Source organism: Aquimarina mycalae (assembly GCF_029906345.1).
Lineage (GTDB): Bacteria > Bacteroidota > Bacteroidia > Flavobacteriales > Flavobacteriaceae > Aquimarina.
In genome coordinates, this window is sequence record NZ_JARYGY010000013.1 from 1 (window position 1) to 16,658 (window position 16,658).

17 protein-coding genes and 1 tRNA gene are annotated in these 16,658 nt (G+C 32.4%); 8 read left to right on the forward strand and 10 right to left on the reverse strand.

What is annotated here, in order from left to right; all coding sequences use genetic code 11:
• Nucleotides 1-163 precede the first annotated feature (163 nt).
• The 7 genes from QBK95_RS22160 to QBK95_RS22190 form a co-directional block, all read right to left on the reverse strand.
• Nucleotides 164-427, reverse strand: a complete 264-nt coding sequence (locus tag QBK95_RS22160) for a sensor histidine kinase (protein WP_280936752.1) — start codon at nt 425-427, stop codon at nt 164-166.
• A 20-nt stretch (nt 428-447) separates the two neighbouring features.
• The gene (locus QBK95_RS22165) at nt 448-1,995 is read right to left on the reverse strand and encodes an ATP-binding protein (protein WP_280936753.1); all 1,548 of its coding nucleotides are present in this window, start codon (nt 1,993-1,995) and stop codon (nt 448-450) included.
• A gap of 34 nt (nt 1,996-2,029) precedes the next feature.
• Complete coding sequence (locus QBK95_RS22170) at nt 2,030-3,352, reverse strand: HTTM domain-containing protein (RefSeq protein ID WP_280936754.1); 1,323 nt, start codon at nt 3,350-3,352, stop codon at nt 2,030-2,032.
• Nucleotides 3,349-4,281, reverse strand: a complete 933-nt coding sequence (locus QBK95_RS22175; RefSeq protein ID WP_280936755.1) for a bifunctional riboflavin kinase/FAD synthetase — start codon at nt 4,279-4,281, stop codon at nt 3,349-3,351. Before QBK95_RS22175 ends, QBK95_RS22170 begins: the two co-directional genes overlap by 4 nt.
• Before the next feature lie 221 nt (nt 4,282-4,502).
• Nucleotides 4,503-5,141: an aminoacyl-tRNA hydrolase gene (gene pth, locus QBK95_RS22180; RefSeq protein WP_280936756.1), complete on the reverse strand. Its 639-nt coding sequence runs from the start codon at nt 5,139-5,141 to the stop codon at nt 4,503-4,505.
• Nucleotides 5,142-5,229: 88 nt separating this feature from the next.
• Entirely contained in the window at nt 5,230-5,853 is a 624-nt protein-coding gene (locus QBK95_RS22185) for a 50S ribosomal protein L25/general stress protein Ctc (RefSeq protein ID WP_280936757.1), read from the reverse strand.
• Between the two features lie 26 nt (nt 5,854-5,879).
• Nucleotides 5,880-6,821, reverse strand: coding sequence for a ribose-phosphate pyrophosphokinase (locus QBK95_RS22190; RefSeq protein ID WP_280936758.1), 942 nt, complete (start codon nt 6,819-6,821; stop codon nt 5,880-5,882).
• A 156-nt stretch (nt 6,822-6,977) separates the two neighbouring features.
• Here QBK95_RS22190 and QBK95_RS22195 point away from each other — a divergent pair.
• Nucleotides 6,978-7,059, forward strand: a tRNA-Leu gene (locus QBK95_RS22195).
• 111 nt (nt 7,060-7,170) lie between these two features.
• On the opposite strand, the gene QBK95_RS22200 is transcribed toward QBK95_RS22195, so the two are convergent.
• Nucleotides 7,171-7,986 (reverse strand): mechanosensitive ion channel family protein, encoded by an 816-nt coding sequence (locus QBK95_RS22200; protein ID WP_280936759.1) that lies wholly within the window; start codon nt 7,984-7,986, stop codon nt 7,171-7,173.
• 220 nt (nt 7,987-8,206) lie between these two features.
• Here QBK95_RS22200 and QBK95_RS22205 point away from each other — a divergent pair, with 220 nt between their 5' ends.
• The 4 genes from QBK95_RS22205 (at nt 8,207) to QBK95_RS22220 (ending at nt 11,559) form a co-directional block, all read left to right on the forward strand.
• The gene (locus QBK95_RS22205; protein WP_280936760.1) at nt 8,207-8,791 is read left to right on the forward strand and encodes a HupE/UreJ family protein; all 585 of its coding nucleotides are present in this window, start codon (nt 8,207-8,209) and stop codon (nt 8,789-8,791) included.
• Nucleotides 8,792-8,876: 85 nt separating this feature from the next.
• Complete coding sequence (locus tag QBK95_RS22210; protein WP_280936761.1) at nt 8,877-9,308, forward strand: deoxycytidylate deaminase; 432 nt, start codon at nt 8,877-8,879, stop codon at nt 9,306-9,308.
• A complete protein-coding gene (locus QBK95_RS22215; protein ID WP_280936762.1) occupies nt 9,308-10,885 on the forward strand; it encodes a S41 family peptidase in 1,578 nt (525 codons plus the stop codon). The genes QBK95_RS22210 and QBK95_RS22215 overlap by 1 nt, the downstream gene beginning before the upstream one ends.
• 359 nt (nt 10,886-11,244) lie before the next feature.
• A complete protein-coding gene (locus tag QBK95_RS22220; RefSeq protein WP_280936763.1) occupies nt 11,245-11,559 on the forward strand; it encodes a hypothetical protein in 315 nt (104 codons plus the stop codon).
• Nucleotides 11,560-11,583: 24 nt separating this feature from the next.
• On the opposite strand, the gene QBK95_RS22225 is transcribed toward QBK95_RS22220, so the two are convergent.
• On the reverse strand, nt 11,584-11,784 hold the full coding sequence (locus tag QBK95_RS22225; protein WP_280936764.1) for a hypothetical protein: 201 nt from the start codon (nt 11,782-11,784) through the stop codon (nt 11,584-11,586).
• Nucleotides 11,784-12,356 (reverse strand): MarC family protein, encoded by a 573-nt coding sequence (locus QBK95_RS22230; RefSeq protein WP_280936765.1) that lies wholly within the window; start codon nt 12,354-12,356, stop codon nt 11,784-11,786. The genes QBK95_RS22225 and QBK95_RS22230 overlap by 1 nt, the downstream gene beginning before the upstream one ends.
• A gap of 114 nt (nt 12,357-12,470) precedes the next feature.
• Here QBK95_RS22230 and QBK95_RS22235 point away from each other — a divergent pair, with 114 nt between their 5' ends.
• The 3 genes from QBK95_RS22235 (at nt 12,471) to QBK95_RS22245 (ending at nt 16,657) form a co-directional block, all read left to right on the forward strand.
• Nucleotides 12,471-13,040, forward strand: a complete 570-nt coding sequence (locus QBK95_RS22235; protein ID WP_280936766.1) for a DUF3109 family protein — start codon at nt 12,471-12,473, stop codon at nt 13,038-13,040.
• A gap of 79 nt (nt 13,041-13,119) precedes the next feature.
• Complete coding sequence (locus tag QBK95_RS22240) at nt 13,120-13,767, forward strand: hypothetical protein (RefSeq protein ID WP_280936767.1); 648 nt, start codon at nt 13,120-13,122, stop codon at nt 13,765-13,767.
• 55 nt (nt 13,768-13,822) lie between these two features.
• Nucleotides 13,823-16,657: a CHAT domain-containing protein gene (locus QBK95_RS22245; RefSeq protein ID WP_280936768.1), complete on the forward strand. Its 2,835-nt coding sequence runs from the start codon at nt 13,823-13,825 to the stop codon at nt 16,655-16,657.
• The last annotated feature ends 1 nt before the right edge of the window (nt 16,658 follow it).

The window sequence follows — 16,658 nt, forward strand, 5'->3', positions numbered from 1 at the left end:
TTATTTAATACACGCTCTTTTTAGGGGTGGGTCAATTTAAACAGGAATACCCAGGTCACTTTAAATAGGATTCAATGGGTCACTTTCGCAGGATTAAGTGGGTCAGTTTGGCAAGAATTTCCAGCTACCAACGTTCTAAGAAAATCAATATAGGATGTATTGATTATTCTGCTGGAATTTCTATATTAATCAGTGTGCCTCTGTCTTTTGTAGAATCGATCATCAACGTACCTGATAAAGGATTCAATCTGTTTCTTATATTTTTAAAACCAATACCTTCTGTCATATTATTAGCGTCAAAACCAATACCATTATCCTCAAAAAGTAATTGTAATGATGTCTGGTATTGATTAAGGTAAATGTCTATTTGATCAGCTTTAGCGTGTTTTAAGGTGTTGGTTAATAATTCCTGAATGATTTTAAACAACTCTTCCTTTAAAGGGTTTTCTATTTCATTGATCTTTTCTTCTGGATATGGATTAAATGAAATTTTTTGGAAGCAAGGTTGTGTGATAAGTCACGTACCTGATGGTATGTTTCATCAATTTGATTGAGTATTTTAGACTGTATCTTTTCGTTGGCATTGGTGTGAGAAGAAAGTTGCAATTTTATACTGGCTAAGTTTCCACCAATACTATCATGTAATTCTCTTGCAAGACGTGTACGTTCTATATTTTGTCCATCCATCGTTGCTTTAACCAAATTAAGCTCTTGATTTTTTATGAGCCCATAAACTCTTTGAGAATTTACTTCTTTCTGAGATTTGTTTAGTTCTATTTGTGTCTTTAATTTCTGGAAGTATACAAATAGTAACGCTATTACAGGAAGCAATACCACCAGAAAACCTATCAAAAAAGCTTTTTTAATAGTTCGTTGTCTCTTAATTTCACTTTCTTTTAGAAGTTGTTCTTCTTTAAGGGATAGTATTTCTTTTTCTTTTTGTAATGTTTGGTATTTGACCTCCATTTCCTTTACAATTTCCTTATTCTGATTTGTTAGAATCTGGTTAGAAATGGATAGGTATTGTGTCATTAGGTTATATGCATTTTCGTAATCCTTATCAGCAACTTTTAGATCTTTCAACACCATAATTACATCACGCTGCAGTTCAAGTTTATTCCATTGTACAGAATTCACATATGCAGAAGATAATACCATCTCTGCGGTTTCTAAATGCCCTTGATTATAATAGACGATTCCCATACGAATCACAGCATCTATGTAGAGATCATAGAAGTGGTTTTGTAAGGCAAGTTCTTTTACAGAACGAAAATATATCAATGCATGATCGAGATTGTTTTCGAATACATTAATTCTACCTAATTTTAATTGAGTTTCTAATCTGATTTTGTTGTTTTCATAAATGCGTAAACCATCTAATACATCTAGATAAATAGATTTTGCTTTTGTAGCATCTTGTTTAAAAAAATAAGTATCTGCGAGATGTTTTTTTGCGATAATTAATACACTATTGTCTCGAGTTTCTTTTATGCATTTCTCGAATATGGATTGAGCAGTAGTATATTCTTTTTGGTGTAGATATACCAGACCTAATCCAAGTTGGTGTCTGTAGTGCATGCTGCCCATTTTTGAAATAGGAGAGATAGCAATACCTTCCAGGTGATGTTTCATCGCATCATCATACAACCCTTTTTCTAGTTTTCCTTTTCCTAGAATATTATAAGATTTTGAAAGATAAAGATCACGAAAAGAATACTCGTTTTTTTCAGCAAGTATTTCGTTTTTAAGTAAGTTGCCATAATATAGTATAGAATCAGTATTCCCTGCCTGAATATGAATAGTAGCAATGGTATCTATAATTTTTATCTTTTGTAAAAAATCTTCAGTGTTCTTAAGGTCCTGATAATAATGGGTGTCTACAGTCTTAGGAATTTCACCAAAGAAAGAGAACCAATCTTTCTTTTCCTGAGCGTTGATAGAAAATGAAATAAGTACTATAAATACGTAAAAATATGTAGTAGGAATTATATTCATAACATCATACGATATTTTTTGAATCTGTATTTCTTTATTTTTCAGGGTATTTAATCACCCATGGATTTGTGGTAAAATAATTCCACTCCACGTTGGCTAAATCTGCCTCAGGATCAATAAGAACTTTCTGTTTTTTACCATTTATGGAAACCTTACTTTTTACAAATATGGAAATATCTTTTCCTTTAGTTTTGTATTCTTCTTTAAGTCTTTGTGCAAACTGCCACATCGCATCTGGTTTTGTAGATACCAATCGAAGTTGTTTTTTTGAAAGGTATTTATTTTTATCTACTCGAGTTCGTTTTGCATCAGGATCATTTTTGTCAATAATATAAAAATTTGTGTATCCTGATCTTCCTCTCAGCATCATTCTCCAGCTTAATTTATGGCCTTCTTCTGTCCATAATACATCTCCTGGAATTACCCAATGGCGTAATGGCAACCCAAGTTGGATTACAAACCATATGACAAATGCAGGAATTAAAAACCGTTTATAGGATGGAACAATTACTTCTTGCGCATTATAAAACTCCTTTTTGCGCATAAAAAGGTGATGCATTCTTTCTTTAGAAAAGAAAAACACACTAAACGCTAAAGACATATATGGGAAGATCCCAATCTGAAACACAATAGAGTTGAATAAATGGAAAAAGATACTAATGCAAAATGCGGCAACTCGGGTTCTGCGCCACAATAACAATGGAATGATGAGTAGGTCAAATAAAATTCCAAAATAAGTAATACAAATATGAATCCAATGTTGTTGCAATAATTCACCCACAATAGGATAATTTGCTCTGGAAGCCATCAGATTTTTAGCCACAGTATAATCCAGCCAATCTGGATATAATTTTGCTACAGAAGCATAGGTGTATACTATCCATAGCTGAACAATAATAATCAAGAGACACCATCGAGGCATTGCTATTTTTCGCAATGCAGGATTTCGTTTTACATCTATAGAAAAATAGTTACCCGCAGGAAGTGTACTCATCAGAATACATAATAGGAGTAATAAATAATAATGATTGTTGTAAGATGCTTTTTGCATATAATACACACCTGCCCACAGGATAGTATATCCTATCATACTCCAGCGATATTTGAAACCAATCATAATCATGATTCCTAAAATACCCATCAAGGCAAAATAGAAATACATTCCATTTCCAGGAAGTGGTTGCAGGAAATCTAAACCAATAAAATTAAATGTGAATTGAGGATCTACCAGTGTTCGTTTAACCCATCCCGTAAGAATAGCTCCAAAGGATTCTGCTGTAATTAAAAATCCAAAAAAGACCCTAAAAATAATAAGCGCACTATTATCTATTTGAGTAAATAACCAACGATTGATCATACCATAGAATTTATATAATCTCTTGAAAAATCTTCATCTTCCTGCATGGCGTTTTTTAAATCTTCGACAGAGTCAAATTTTTTCTCATCACGAATACGCTTCAGCATTTCGATCTGAATCTTTTTTTCATATAAATTAAAAGAGGCATCAAAGAAATGAGTCTCTATGGTTTGAGATGTTCCATTTACCGTAGGATTGTTACCAATATTCATCATCCCAAAATAAGTTTTGCTATTAATCTGTGATTTTACAATATAGACTCCTTTTTTAGGGATAAGTTTATAATCTTCTTCGATATGTAAATTAGCTGTAGGATACTGTAGTTTTCGCCCTAATTCTTTTCCTTTTACAATCTTACCTGTGAGCATAAAATTATACCCCAGATATTTGTTTGCTTTTCCAATATTTCCATCAAGCAAAGCTTCACGTATTTTGGTAGAGCTTACGGCTACATCATCCACATCTTGTTTGATAATTTCCTCAACCGTAAAGTCATTTTGTATACCGTAAGAGGCAAGATCTGTGATATTAGAGTTGCGATTACGCCCAAAACGATGATCATAGCCTATAATAACATGACGTACATTGAGTTTATCAACTAGCATCTGCTCTACATATTCTCCTGCCGATAAACGAGAGAATTCTTTAGTAAACGGATGAATGACAAGGCTGTCCAGACCAGTTTTTTCAAGTATTTGAATACGTTCTTCAATGGTATTGATAAGTTTGATACTAGTGTCTTTTTGTAGTACCATTCTCGGATGCGGAAAAAAAGTAAGAATCACAGATTCCAGATGGTTTCGGTGTGCCGCTTCGACTAATCGTTCAATTATTTTTTTGTGCCCAATATGGACTCCATCAAAAGTCCCGATGGTCACTACTGATGGTATTTTATTATCGTATGTTTTAGCGTCTGTATAACGTTTCATCCGTTCATTTTTATTTGTTTTCAATTAGTTAGAAGGGATTGATTATAGTACACTATGATTGTTGATGTTTGTGTTGGTGTTGGTGTATCTCATGTTAAGTAGACTGATTTTTGATAAAATCATTACGCTAGATTAAGATTTATGTTACGGTTTACTATGTAGTTTTGCGTATTTATAGGTTATTCAATATAAAATTAATGAAATGTTGTGAGAACTACTACTTATTTTCCGTTAAAGGTGTTCATGGTGTTTGCTAATCCGGCTGTAGCAAAGGATTTAATAAGTGCAATTCCTTTATCTAATCGTTCAGGCATTGCAGCTTCTTCTTCTGCATTCCATTCTCCTAGTACATAATCTACTTGTCTGCCTTTGTTAAATTCTGCTCCAACACCAAATCTAAACCTTGTATACTTCGAGGTGTTAAGCTGAGCTTCAATATCTTTTAGACCATTATGTCCGCCAGCACTTCCTTTAGCTTTTACTCTAATTGTACCAAAAGAAAGATTGATATCATCGGTTACAACCAAGAGGTTTTCAATAGGGACTTTCTCTTTTGCTAACCAGTATCGTACTGCTTTTCCACTAAGATTCATATAAGTACTGGGTTTCAATAAGAGTATTGTTCGTCCTTTAAACTTATAAGTAGTTAGATCACCTAATTTTTCGGTTTCAAAACTTAACGACTCCTCTTTGACCAATGCATCTAGAATTCTAAATCCAATGTTATGACGTGTATTATGATATTTAGGTCCTATGTTGCCAAGGCCTACAACAAGAAATTTTTTCATAAGATCTTCTTGAGTTTCTTTTTTAACATTTTGAGGGTGTTTTGAAAATATTCTTCTCAGTACAGAAAACATTGTATGCTTAATTTTATGTAAAAATAAAAAAAGCACTCTGAAAAAATACTCAGAATGCTTTTTGATTGTTTTTTTACTTAAAAAAAGATTAAGCTTCGGCAGCTGGTGCTTCAGCAGCTGGTGCTTCTCCTTCTGTTTCTTCTTCTTCGTCATCGTCTTCGACAGCAGTACGAGAAGTTTTAACCATACAGATTACAGTGTTATCAGGGTGTAGGATTGTAAAATCTTCACTTGCTACATCTGTAACATATAATTTGTTTCCAATTTTAAGTTCAGTGATATCTCCTTCGATTAAATCTGGTAATTTAGAAGCAAAACCTTTTACTTTGATACGTCTAAGGTTGTAACGTAACACACCACCATTACGAACTCCACGAGAGTTTCCAGTAGTTCTAAAAGGTAAATCTACAGTGATTGGCTTATCGTCAAAAATCTCGACAAAATCAATATGTAAGATTCTATCAGTTACAGGATGAAATTGAATATCCTGTAGGATAGCATTTATTTTTGTACCATTATCCAACGCTATTACCACGGTATGAACGTCTGGAGTGTATACTAAATCTTTGAAAGCAATTTCTGGAGCTCCAAAGTGTACAATAGTGTCTCCACCGTAAATAACACAAGGTACCTGTCCAGCATTACGTAGTGCTTTTGTTGCTTTCTTGCCTACGCTTTCTCTTTGAGATGCATTGATTGTTAATGACTTCATTTTAAAATATATTAATAGTTATTAATTTACATTATAAATTTAGAACTGATAGATTCGTTGTTATGAACTCTATTCATAACGTCTGCAAATAAATCAGCACAAGTAATTACTCTAATTTTACTACTTTCTTGTTTTAAAGGAATTGAATCAGTTACGATCAACTCTTCTAATTTAGAGTTTTCTAATCGTTCGTATGCAGAACCAGAAAGAATAGGATGTGTACAAATAGCTCTTACGCTTTTTGCACCTCTCTCGATCATAAGATCTGCAGCCTTAGTTAATGTTCCAGCGGTATCCACCATATCATCTACTAATACTACATTTTTACCAGTAACATCTCCAATCAATTCCATATGAGAAATTACATTGGCCTTAGCACGTTGTTTGTAACAAATTACTACATCACTTCTTAAAGCCTTTGAATATGCGTATGCTCTTTTAGAACCACCCATATCCGGTGATGCTATTGTAAGGTTGTCAAGGTTTAAGGATTGTAAGTATGGTAAAAATATCGTGGATGCAAATAAATGATCTACAGGTTTCTCAAAGAATCCTTGAATCTGATCTGCATGTAAATCCATGGTTATAATTCTTGTTGCTCCAGCAGTTTCTAGCATTTTAGCAATCAATTTTGCTGCAATAGGAACTCTTGGTTTATCTTTTCTGTCCTGACGAGCCCATCCATAATACGGTAATACGGCTGTAATATGTCTTGCAGATGCTCTTTTAGCAGCATCTAGCATTAGCAACATTTCCATTAAATGATCAGAACTAGGATGTGTAGAACCTATAATAAAAACTCTGGATCCTCTTACAGACTCTTCAAAAGAAGGTTGAAATTCACCATCACTATAGGTAGATGTAATTACATTACCTAATTTTGCCCCATATGCTTGTACGATTTTCTCTGCAAGCACGGTACTTTGGTTACATGCAAAAAATTTTGCTTCTGTAATTGAATTAGGCATAGGGTAAAATGTTGTTTTGTAATGAGTTAAAACTTATTTTTTAAAAACAAGGTGCAAATTTAAAAATTTATTTCTACTCTTACTCTTATTTTATTACTTATTTAATGGATGTGATGAAATATTTTTTTAATTTTGCCGTCCAATTCAATTAAAAATGCTCAAGTGGCGGAATTGGTAGACGCGCTGGATTCAAAATCCAGTTCTTTCGGGAGTGTGGGTTCGATTCCCACCTTGAGTACTAAAAAGCCCTTAGAAACAATCGTTTCTAAGGGCTTTTTTTAATCCTAGAGTTCGGGTTGTGATCGTTTTTAGATAATTAACTATAAACCACACACTAAAAATTCTAGTGTTATTTCACATTATGAATATGTACATCTCTTTGTGGATAAGGAATTGAAATCCCTGCAGTGTCTAATGCATTTTTAGCATCTTCCAATGCCCCAAAGTATACATCCCAATAATCTTCTACAGTAGCAAAAGGTCTAACGACAAGATTAACAGCATTGTCACCCAATTCACTTACTGCAACAGTAGGAGCAGGGTCTTTTAATACTTTGGGATTGTCGGTTAATACTTTCATTACGACATCTTTGGCTTTTTTCATATCATCACCATATCCTATTCCGATATTCAAATCAACTCTTAGGGTTCCTTGAGAAGTGTAATTGATAATATTTCCATTAGACAAGGTTCCGTTGGGTACAATAGCTTCTTTATTTTCTGGAGTGGATAATTTTGTAGTGAAAATTTCAATTTCTTTTACTACTCCTAGAACACCTTGCGCTTCTATTAAGTCTCCAATTTTAAAGGGTTTAAAAATCATGATTAATACACCACCAGCAAAATTTGCAAGAGAACCTTGTAGTGCCAAACCAACTGCAAGACCCGCTGCAGCAAGAATGGCTGCAAAAGAAGTGGTCTCTACACCAACAGTACCTAATACAGCTAAAATCAATACTATTTTTAGAATCCAACCAAGTAAATTAGTTAGAAATTTCTGTAGGCTTTCATCATAATTTCGAGCTGTCATAAGTTTCGAAATTCCTTTCATCATTTTTTTGATAATCCAGGAACCAATAATCCATATAAGAATAGCTCCTATAACTTTAGGGCCAAAATCTACTAAGAAATCTACGCCTTTATCCAACCATTTTTGAATATCCATTTGTCTTAATTTTTTTATTAAAGATTTGTATTGCTTAAAATTAAGAATTTATAACTTCGATATGTGTTGGTCCTTTTTAAGAATCTTAAAAAATCGACAAATGACCATTTGACTCTCTAAAAAGCGATGTTATCCTAAATTTTTTATAAGAGTTCCTACAAAACTTCTAGATTCTTCTTTTTAATTGTACATTAGACAGCAGCAAAATAACCCTAAAATTATGTCAGAATTTTGGCTTTATATAAAGCTTGGTCTAAATCATGTATTGGATTGGCAAGCTTATGATCATATTCTTTTTTTGATAGTATTAACTGTTGCATATACTTTTGATAACTGGAAAAGAATTCTCTTACTGGTAACATTATTTACTTTAGGACATACTACATCGTTGTTTTTGGCGGTGTATGATGTGGTTTCTGTAAACTCAAGATTAGTAGAGTTTTTGATTCCTATTACCATTCTTGCTGGAGCAATATTTAATGTGTTTACAGCAGGCAAAACAACTGGGAAAAATAAAATAGGAGTTTTATATGCTACTACAATTTTCTTTGGATTAATTCATGGACTAGGGTTTTCTAGTTTTTTTAATGCTGTTAGCAGTAATGTTAGTGCTAAAATTCTACCTTTAATTGAATTTGCATTAGGAATTGAACTGGCTCAACTTATAGTAGTATCCATAGTTCTTATAGTTAGTTTTATCATTCAAACAATATTTAGATTTTCTAAAAGAGATTGGATATTGGTGATTTCTTCGGTAGTAATTGGTATGGTGATCCCAATGATAATTGCAAATAAAATATGGTAATTAATTGTCACTAAGGGTTGTATTTGACACATAGTCATAATATATTCGTATTTTAATAAGTACAATTACTATCCAACTATATTATATGCCAAAAAAAAAGCAACTAAAATATGATAAAGCTTATCTTAGGATAGCAAGAGAATGGGGGAAACTATCCCATTGTGAAAGGAAAAAAGTTGGTGCGGTTATTGTTAAAGATAGAATGATTATTTCTGATGGATTTAATGGAACTCCTTCTGGTTTTGAAAATCCTTGTGAAGATGAAGAAGGGTATACAAAGTGGTATGTGCTGCACGCAGAGGCAAATGCAATTTCTAAAGTTGCTGCTTCTACACAATCTTGTAAGGGATCTACGTTATATATAACACTGTCGCCTTGCAAAGAATGTAGTAAACTAATTCATCAGGCAGGAATTAAAAGAATTGTATACCAAACAGGGTATAAAGATGATTCTGGGCTTAGATTTTTAGAAAAAGCTGGAGTAGAAATAGAAAAGATTAATGATTTAGACGATTGATGAGTTATTCAAAAAAATACTTGCCATTATTTATTGGGTTGGCGATGGGAGCTGGAGTTTTTTTAGGAAGTAAACTCGATTTTAGCAACCCATCAGCCAAGTTGTTTTCTTATAATGCTAAAAAGGAAAAATTAAACCGTCTTATTGACTATATAGATTATGAGTATGTAGACGAAATTAATACGGATAGTATCGTGGATGTTACGGTGAACAGAATTCTTGAAAATCTGGATCCTCATTCTGTATATATTCCACCAGAAGAGTTAGAAGGGATTACAGAAAGCATGCAAGGGGATTTTATAGGTATTGGCGTAAGTTATTACCCTTATAGAGATACTATTTCTGTGATACATACTATAAAAGGCGGACCCAGCGAACGCTCTGGAATTCTGGCAGGAGATCGGATACTTATGGCAGATCAGGATACACTTTTTGGTAAACGACTTAGAAGAGATAGATTGGCAGATAAGCTGAAAGGAGAATTAAATTCTCAGGTTCAGTTAAAGGTATATAGAAAAGGTACTGGAGTATTTGATGTAGTTGTAAAGCGAGGAAGAGTACCGCTAAGAAGCGTTGATGCAAGTTATATGCTGAAAGAAAACTTAGGGTATATAAAAGTGAATCGTTTTGCAGAAACAACCTATAAAGAATTTAAAAATGCATTAGATTCTTTATTAGATATGGGTGCTAAAAGTTTAGTTGTCGATCTTAGAGACAATGGAGGTGGCTTTATAGCTCCTGCGCTAAAAATGGCAGATGAGTTTTTGAAGAATGACGCGCTCATTATGTTTACTAAGAACAAAAAAGGAGCTATTGAAAATAATTATGCTACACGTAATGGAAGTTTCGAAGAAGGTGAAGTATTCGTGTTAATTAATGAAAATTCTGCATCGGCAAGTGAAATTTTTGCAGGAGCCATACAAGATAATGATAGAGGTACCATAATGGGAAGACGGTCTTATGGAAAAGGCTTGGTCCAAAGAGAAATGGCTCTAGGAGACGGAAGTGCTATCCGACTTACAATCTCAAGATATTACACGCCAACAGGTAGGTCAATTCAGAAATCGTATAGTAATGGTAACAAAGAATATTTTAATGAATATTTAGAGCGTTATAAAAATGGAGAATTGCAAAATGCTGATAGTATTCAGGTTGCAGATTCGCTGAAATTTAAAACACCAGGAGGTAAAATTGTATATGGAGGAGGAGGAATTATACCAGATATTTTTGTGAGTAAAGATACGACCAGAGTTGGAGAAACATTAGATTATATGCTTCGATCGGGACGTATGGGAGGTTATATATTCGAAGAACTTGATAAGAAAAGAGACTTTTATAATAAACTAACTCAAGAACAATTTAAAGCTGAAGTAGATATCGATGATGATTTTGCAGATGGTTTTCTTGTATATACAAGAAAAAGAGGAGTTGATATCAGTTTAGAGAACTATAGAGAGCAATTAAAGAAATATTTAAAGGCTATTATGGCACAACAGTTATTCGGGACAAGCGCTTTCGAGAAAATTATTAATAAGGATGATAAAATGATCCAAAAAGTTTTATCCTTATCTCAATAGATTATAAAAACGAATATATGTTTCTTTATATCATAAAAACGACACCAATATTAGGTTTTGCTTTTCTTTTCTTTTTAACAGGGATTTTATTGAGACTTTTAGATAATAGCGCATCTCTTTTTCTGAAAAATAAGATTTTTGTGGAATCTTCTTATGTGTCGAAATCTATGATTAAAAAACAAATTAAAAATACTGAAAACGATACAATATTTGTTAAATCGTTAAAAAGAGTGCTTTTACTAAGAAGATCTCACGATTTTCTTATGATATTTTCATTAATATTCTTAATATTAGGGATAATTAGTAATGTATTTTTTGGTGACTAAGAATACATAATGAAAGCCTACAAGCCCTAAAGTATGTCAGAATTCACAGAATATCTAGTAGCAATAGCTATTTGCTCTCCGCTTTTTTTCTTTATAGTTGCGGTAGCATTTAGATTGTTGGACAATAGTGCTTCGTTGTTTTTAGATAATGAAATTTTAGTAGATTCTTCATACGTCTCAGGTGATTTAATAAGAGAGCATATCGAAAATACCGAGGATATAAAGCTGAAAAAATCACTAAAAAAAGCAATAGTATTCAGAAAATTACACAATCTTTTTATGATTTTAGCAGTGATATCTTTGCCACCAGTGATTATAGCCTGCTTTCTAATACCGCTTATAGATTAGATAGTTGGCATGACAACTAATTTCTTACCTTTTTCTTTGTTTATTTTGAATAGCTCTGGAAACCAATAAAATCAATAATAAAATAATAACACAAGCAGAGATTAATATACTAATGAGGGCAGTTTTGCTATCTCCTTTTAGAATATGATTAAAATCCAAAATAGTGGTGTTATATATGATTAAAGCAGATGCTATAGTAATTAGGAGGTAAATAAAATATTTCATTAAAAAAGACCTTTAATATTAGTTGCAAAGAGTTTTACGGCAATTGCGAGCAAAATTACACCAAATATCTTACGGATTACATTAATTCCTTGTTTACCTAGTACTTTTTCTATTTTCCCAGAAGCTTTAAGAACGATGTATACAAATATAATATTGATAACGATAGCGATAACAATATTTATGGGTTGGTATTCTGCTCTAAGTGATAAAATAGAAGTCATAGTACCTGCTCCAGCAATCAAAGGAAATGCTAATGGTACCACCGCAGCAGTTTCTGGTTCATCATCTTTGTATAGTTGAATTCCTAAAATCATTTCCAAGGCTAAAAAGAATATGATAAAAGCACCTGCCACCGCAAACGAGTTAACATCAATACCAATAAGGTTAAGGATCTCTTTACCTACAAATAAGAATAGGATCATTAATATTGCGGCTACAATAGAAGCTTTTTCGCTTTGGATATGCCCTACTTTTTTACGTAAATCAATAATAATAGGGATACTGCCTACGATATCAATTACAGCAAAAAGAATCATGCTGGCAGTAAGAATCTCTTTTAAGTTAAAGTTCATTCTTAGAAGATTTTAATGGTTAGTGCAAAAGTACATAGACTTAGCATTATAAAAGTAGCATAAAAAGATAAATAATCAGTAAAATTTATCTTTCATATAAACTATCTTCGCACTATGTTTCAATTAGGAAAAACCATAATTTCTGAAGATATCATAGAAAAAGATTTTGTATGTAATCTTTCTGCTTGCAAAGGAGCTTGTTGTATCGATGGCGAAGCGGGAGCTCCATTGGAGAAGTTAGAAACTCAAAAACTTGAAGAAATCTATGATATCGTCAAACCTTATCTTAGACAAGAAGGTATCGCTGCAATTGAAAAACAAGGAACTTATATTACTACACCACAAGGAGAATTAGAAACCCCCTTAATTGACGGAGCGGATTGCGCATATGTGATATTTGATGAAAAAGGAACTGCGCAATGTGCGATAGAAGAAGCATATAATCAGGGAGAAATAGATTGGAAAAAACCCATATCCTGTCATCTATATCCTGTAAGAGTACAGGATTACACTGAGTTTTCTGCAGTAAACTATCATAAATGGGAAATATGTGATGATGCTTGTACATTAGGAAAAGAGCTACAAGTCCCAGTATATAAATTTGTAAAACAGGCATTGGTTCGTAAGTTTGGTGAAGATTGGTATATGGAGTTAGAAAAAGTAGCGAAAGATCTTAGAAAATAAATTTCCTTATTTTTATGATTAGATGTTTACTTTTTAATGTTGATTTCCACTAACAAAAAAAACCAAAACAATAATTCACATGAAAACAATTAAAGTACTTGCAACATTATTATTTTTTGTTGCTTTATTAGGATGTAGTGATGATGATGTTGATGACATTGTTATTCCTGATGCCGAAGAAACTGGAATATTCTTAGAACAAGATCTTCATTTACTGTATCTAAGTAGACAAGATGATCTAATCGCAGCAGACATAGCATCTGTTGAAGAAGATTTAGCTAATGATCCTAATAATCAGGATTTGCAAGCGCAATTAGCAGAATTAGAAGAACGACGTAATACAAATACGGCTCAAATTACTTTTCTGAACGGGCAAATTGATGAAGGACTTGAGAATATTGGTATTAGACCTAGAGTTCCAAGATTACCACCAGTGCCGCCACCGCCACTTCCTTGTAGTTGTGAAGATCGTATCAATTTTTCTCAGTTGATTCAAGTTCTTTTATTAGGTAATTCTGAAGGTTTTGCGGTAACCGTGTTCTCAGAAAATCAGGAAGTCCTTGCTGAATTTGGAAATCTTACAGATTTTGAAGACACAGGATTACAAGTGATTTCTATTGGTGACACGATTGATTTCCAAGGAAATGTGACGATACAGATCACTAAGTTCTTTGAACCAATAAATGATAATGTAACTTATTCGTTAGGTGGGAGTATTAACTTATAGCTTCCTTCATAAATAATTAATTAAATTAGCTCTCAATCACTTGAGGGCTTTTTTTATGAAAAATATTGTAGTAACCATGACCCTATTTATGTTTTTAATAGGGTTTTCTCAAAATGAGAATGATTTAATTGATTTTGACTTTTTTTTAAATAAAGGTGGATCTTTCTTGTATTCTCAAAAGGATAGTGCATATTATTATCTTAATAAAAGTTATCAGATTGCTGAAAATATTGATTATCTAGACGGTAAATTGAACGTGTTACCATATTTAACAAAAGCGAATGCATATCATTTTGATCTGGATTCTCTTAAAAGAAATTTAGATAGATTCGAGAGGCTTATTGGTAATAATTCTAGGCTTGATACTATATTATATGGTACCATATATAAAAGAAGATTCTTATTAGAAAAAGGTCAATATTTTTATAAAATCAAAAATTATACAGAATCTATTCGATGGATCACTTTTCTGATAAATGATTTAGAAAAAATACCGAAACAAGAAATAACTGTAGATGAAATCTATGAACTTAATTCGTCATATTCTTTTATGGCTTCGATATATGAAAATATAGGAAAGCTTGAATTTTCTAAAGAATATCATGAAAAGACATTGTCAATTGCAAAAAAATATTCAGATATAGATTTAAGTCGTCAAGTGGCAAATACTAACATGCGTTATGCTCGAGTGTATGAAAAAGAAAAAGACTTCGAAAAAGCGAATACATTGCTTAATGAATCTTTAATGTTTTATGAAGCACAAAAAGATAATCCAAGGTTAAAGAATAGTCTCTTATCTACCTATCAACGTTTAACTCAGAATTATTTGCTTCAAGATAGTATTGCGAGAGCAATTCATACATTAAAAGAGAGTGAAGTATACTATGCAGAAAATGAGTCTTTTAAAAGATCTGCCGAGCTTTTGTATGGCGATATTTATCTAAAAGATTCACAATTTGATAAGGCAGAAGTTTTGTATCAATCGTATCTGTCTAAGATCAAAGAATATAGACAAAATCAAAAACATCAGGATGTTGCAGAAGCTTTTGCTAGATTAGGAAGGTTGTATATGGCTAAAGGAAATGCTAAAAAGGCCTTAGCTTTTTACCAAGAATCATTAATACAATTGGCGCCAAATTTTGAAAGCAAAGAAATTGATAAAAACCCAGATCCTATAAAGGTGTTTTCTAAGTTGGAGTTTATAAAAGTTTTAAAAGAAAAACTCGAAGCTCAGCGATTATTGTTTCAAGAAAATAATGATATAGAGGATATTAAAACAGCACTTATAACTTCATATAGTCTTATAAATACACTCGATCTGTTAAAACCAGAGTTTGAGAGTAAAGTAGATAAGCAGTTCTTGATTTCAGAAATGTATCCAGCATTTCATGAGATGGTTGAAGTGGCATATGATCTTTATATAAGTACCAATAACGCCAATTATATCTCTGATGCGTTTCATTTTATAGAAAAAAGCAAAAGTATATTGTTGTTAGAAGCTACCCGAAGTGCACAAGCAAGCTCTTTTGGAACTATTCCCGAAGATATCATAGATAAAGAGCAACAGTACAGGGCAAATATTATCCATTTAGAAAAAAAAATGTTTAATAAGAAATCTAATACAGTGATTCTTGATTCATTATTCAAGTTAAAGAATAAGTACTATGATTTTATCTCTGATATTGAACAAAATTATCCAAAGTATTATGACTTAAAATATAATGCTGAGGTAGTCAGTTTAGAAGATGCATCTTCTGTAATTATAGAAAATAAAGCATTACTGAGTTTTTTCTCAACGGATACAAATTTGTTTTTGGTTACACTGCAAAAGGATAAGAAGGCATTTTATAAAATACCCTTAGCTGTAGAAGATAGAAATAGAATTGCAAATTTCTATGAGATGTTGTCCAAGATTGATGTTGAAGATATGCCTGCAATTTATGCAGAGGGATATTTGATATATGAGCAATTATTAAAAATACCATTACAAGAACTGGACTCAAAAGAACTGATTATTATTCCTGATGACGTACTAAATTATTTGCCTTTTGAAGCTTTATCAAAATCCGAAACTCCACAGGATTATTTAATTAAGGAATATCAGATTTGTTATGCAAATTCTGTAACAATGCTAAAGGAGCAAAAAAATAAGGTAAAAACAAGTAAAAATCAGCTATTGGCATATGCGCCTAGTTTTGGTAAGGTTTCTACAGACGTTCAATCTGAAAGATCTGATTTTGGGCCATTGTTATATAATACAAAGGAAGTACGTGATATTGTTCAATATTTTAATGGAAAAGCAATTGTAGGTAATGATGCCTCGCTATCATCTTTTTCAGAATATTCTCCAGCTTATAATATTCTTCATTTTGCTACACATGCGGCAGCAAATGATCAATTTCCAGATTATTCTTATTTGGCATTTTCAGTTGATAGTACTGCCGAAACTAGCTTGTTGTATGTTAAAGACCTTTATGGATATGCTATTAATGCGGATTTAGTTGCGTTAAGTGCTTGTCAGACTGGATTAGGAAAGCTTCAAAAAGGAGAAGGAATGTTGAGTTTGGCAAGAGGATTTAGTTATGCAGGAGCGAAATCTTTAGTGACAACACTATGGAAAATTAACGATCAGACAACATCAGAACTGATGAGTAATTTTTATAAAAACCTAAGCAATTCATCTACAAAGGATAAAGCATTGCGAGATGCTAAGCTTCAATATTTAGAAACCGTAGATGATGAATTGCTAAAGCACCCATATTATTGGTCAGGATTTATGATTTCTGGCAATATGATGCCTTTAAAAACAGATAATAACTATCTATGGTGGTTGGTATTATTAAGTATTCCAATATTGGTAATTATTATCCGAAAATTAAAGAATGTATAAG

Coding starts and splice junctions, on each gene's coding strand:
- QBK95_RS22205 (WP_280936760.1), top strand. CDS start 8,207: ATGTCAGAATTTTGGCTTTATATAAAGCTTGGTCTAAATCATGTATTG.
- pth (WP_280936756.1), bottom strand. CDS start 5,141: ATGTTTTCTGTACTGAGAAGAATATTTTCAAAACACCCTCAAAATGTT.
- QBK95_RS22235 (WP_280936766.1), top strand. CDS start 12,471: ATGTTTCAATTAGGAAAAACCATAATTTCTGAAGATATCATAGAAAAA.
- QBK95_RS22225 (WP_280936764.1), bottom strand. CDS start 11,784: ATGAAATATTTTATTTACCTCCTAATTACTATAGCATCTGCTTTAATC.
- QBK95_RS22185 (WP_280936757.1), bottom strand. CDS start 5,853: ATGAAGTCATTAACAATCAATGCATCTCAAAGAGAAAGCGTAGGCAAG.
- QBK95_RS22165 (WP_280936753.1), bottom strand. CDS start 1,995: ATGAATATAATTCCTACTACATATTTTTACGTATTTATAGTACTTATT.
- QBK95_RS22200 (WP_280936759.1), bottom strand. CDS start 7,986: ATGGATATTCAAAAATGGTTGGATAAAGGCGTAGATTTCTTAGTAGAT.
- QBK95_RS22220 (WP_280936763.1), top strand. CDS start 11,245: ATGTCAGAATTCACAGAATATCTAGTAGCAATAGCTATTTGCTCTCCG.
- QBK95_RS22230 (WP_280936765.1), bottom strand. CDS start 12,356: ATGAACTTTAACTTAAAAGAGATTCTTACTGCCAGCATGATTCTTTTT.
- QBK95_RS22215 (WP_280936762.1), top strand. CDS start 9,308: ATGAGTTATTCAAAAAAATACTTGCCATTATTTATTGGGTTGGCGATG.
- QBK95_RS22245 (WP_280936768.1), top strand. CDS start 13,823: ATGAAAAATATTGTAGTAACCATGACCCTATTTATGTTTTTAATAGGG.
- QBK95_RS22175 (WP_280936755.1), bottom strand. CDS start 4,281: ATGAAACGTTATACAGACGCTAAAACATACGATAATAAAATACCATCA.
- QBK95_RS22190 (WP_280936758.1), bottom strand. CDS start 6,821: ATGCCTAATTCAATTACAGAAGCAAAATTTTTTGCATGTAACCAAAGT.
- QBK95_RS22210 (WP_280936761.1), top strand. CDS start 8,877: ATGCCAAAAAAAAAGCAACTAAAATATGATAAAGCTTATCTTAGGATA.
- QBK95_RS22240 (WP_280936767.1), top strand. CDS start 13,120: ATGAAAACAATTAAAGTACTTGCAACATTATTATTTTTTGTTGCTTTA.
- QBK95_RS22170 (WP_280936754.1), bottom strand. CDS start 3,352: ATGATCAATCGTTGGTTATTTACTCAAATAGATAATAGTGCGCTTATT.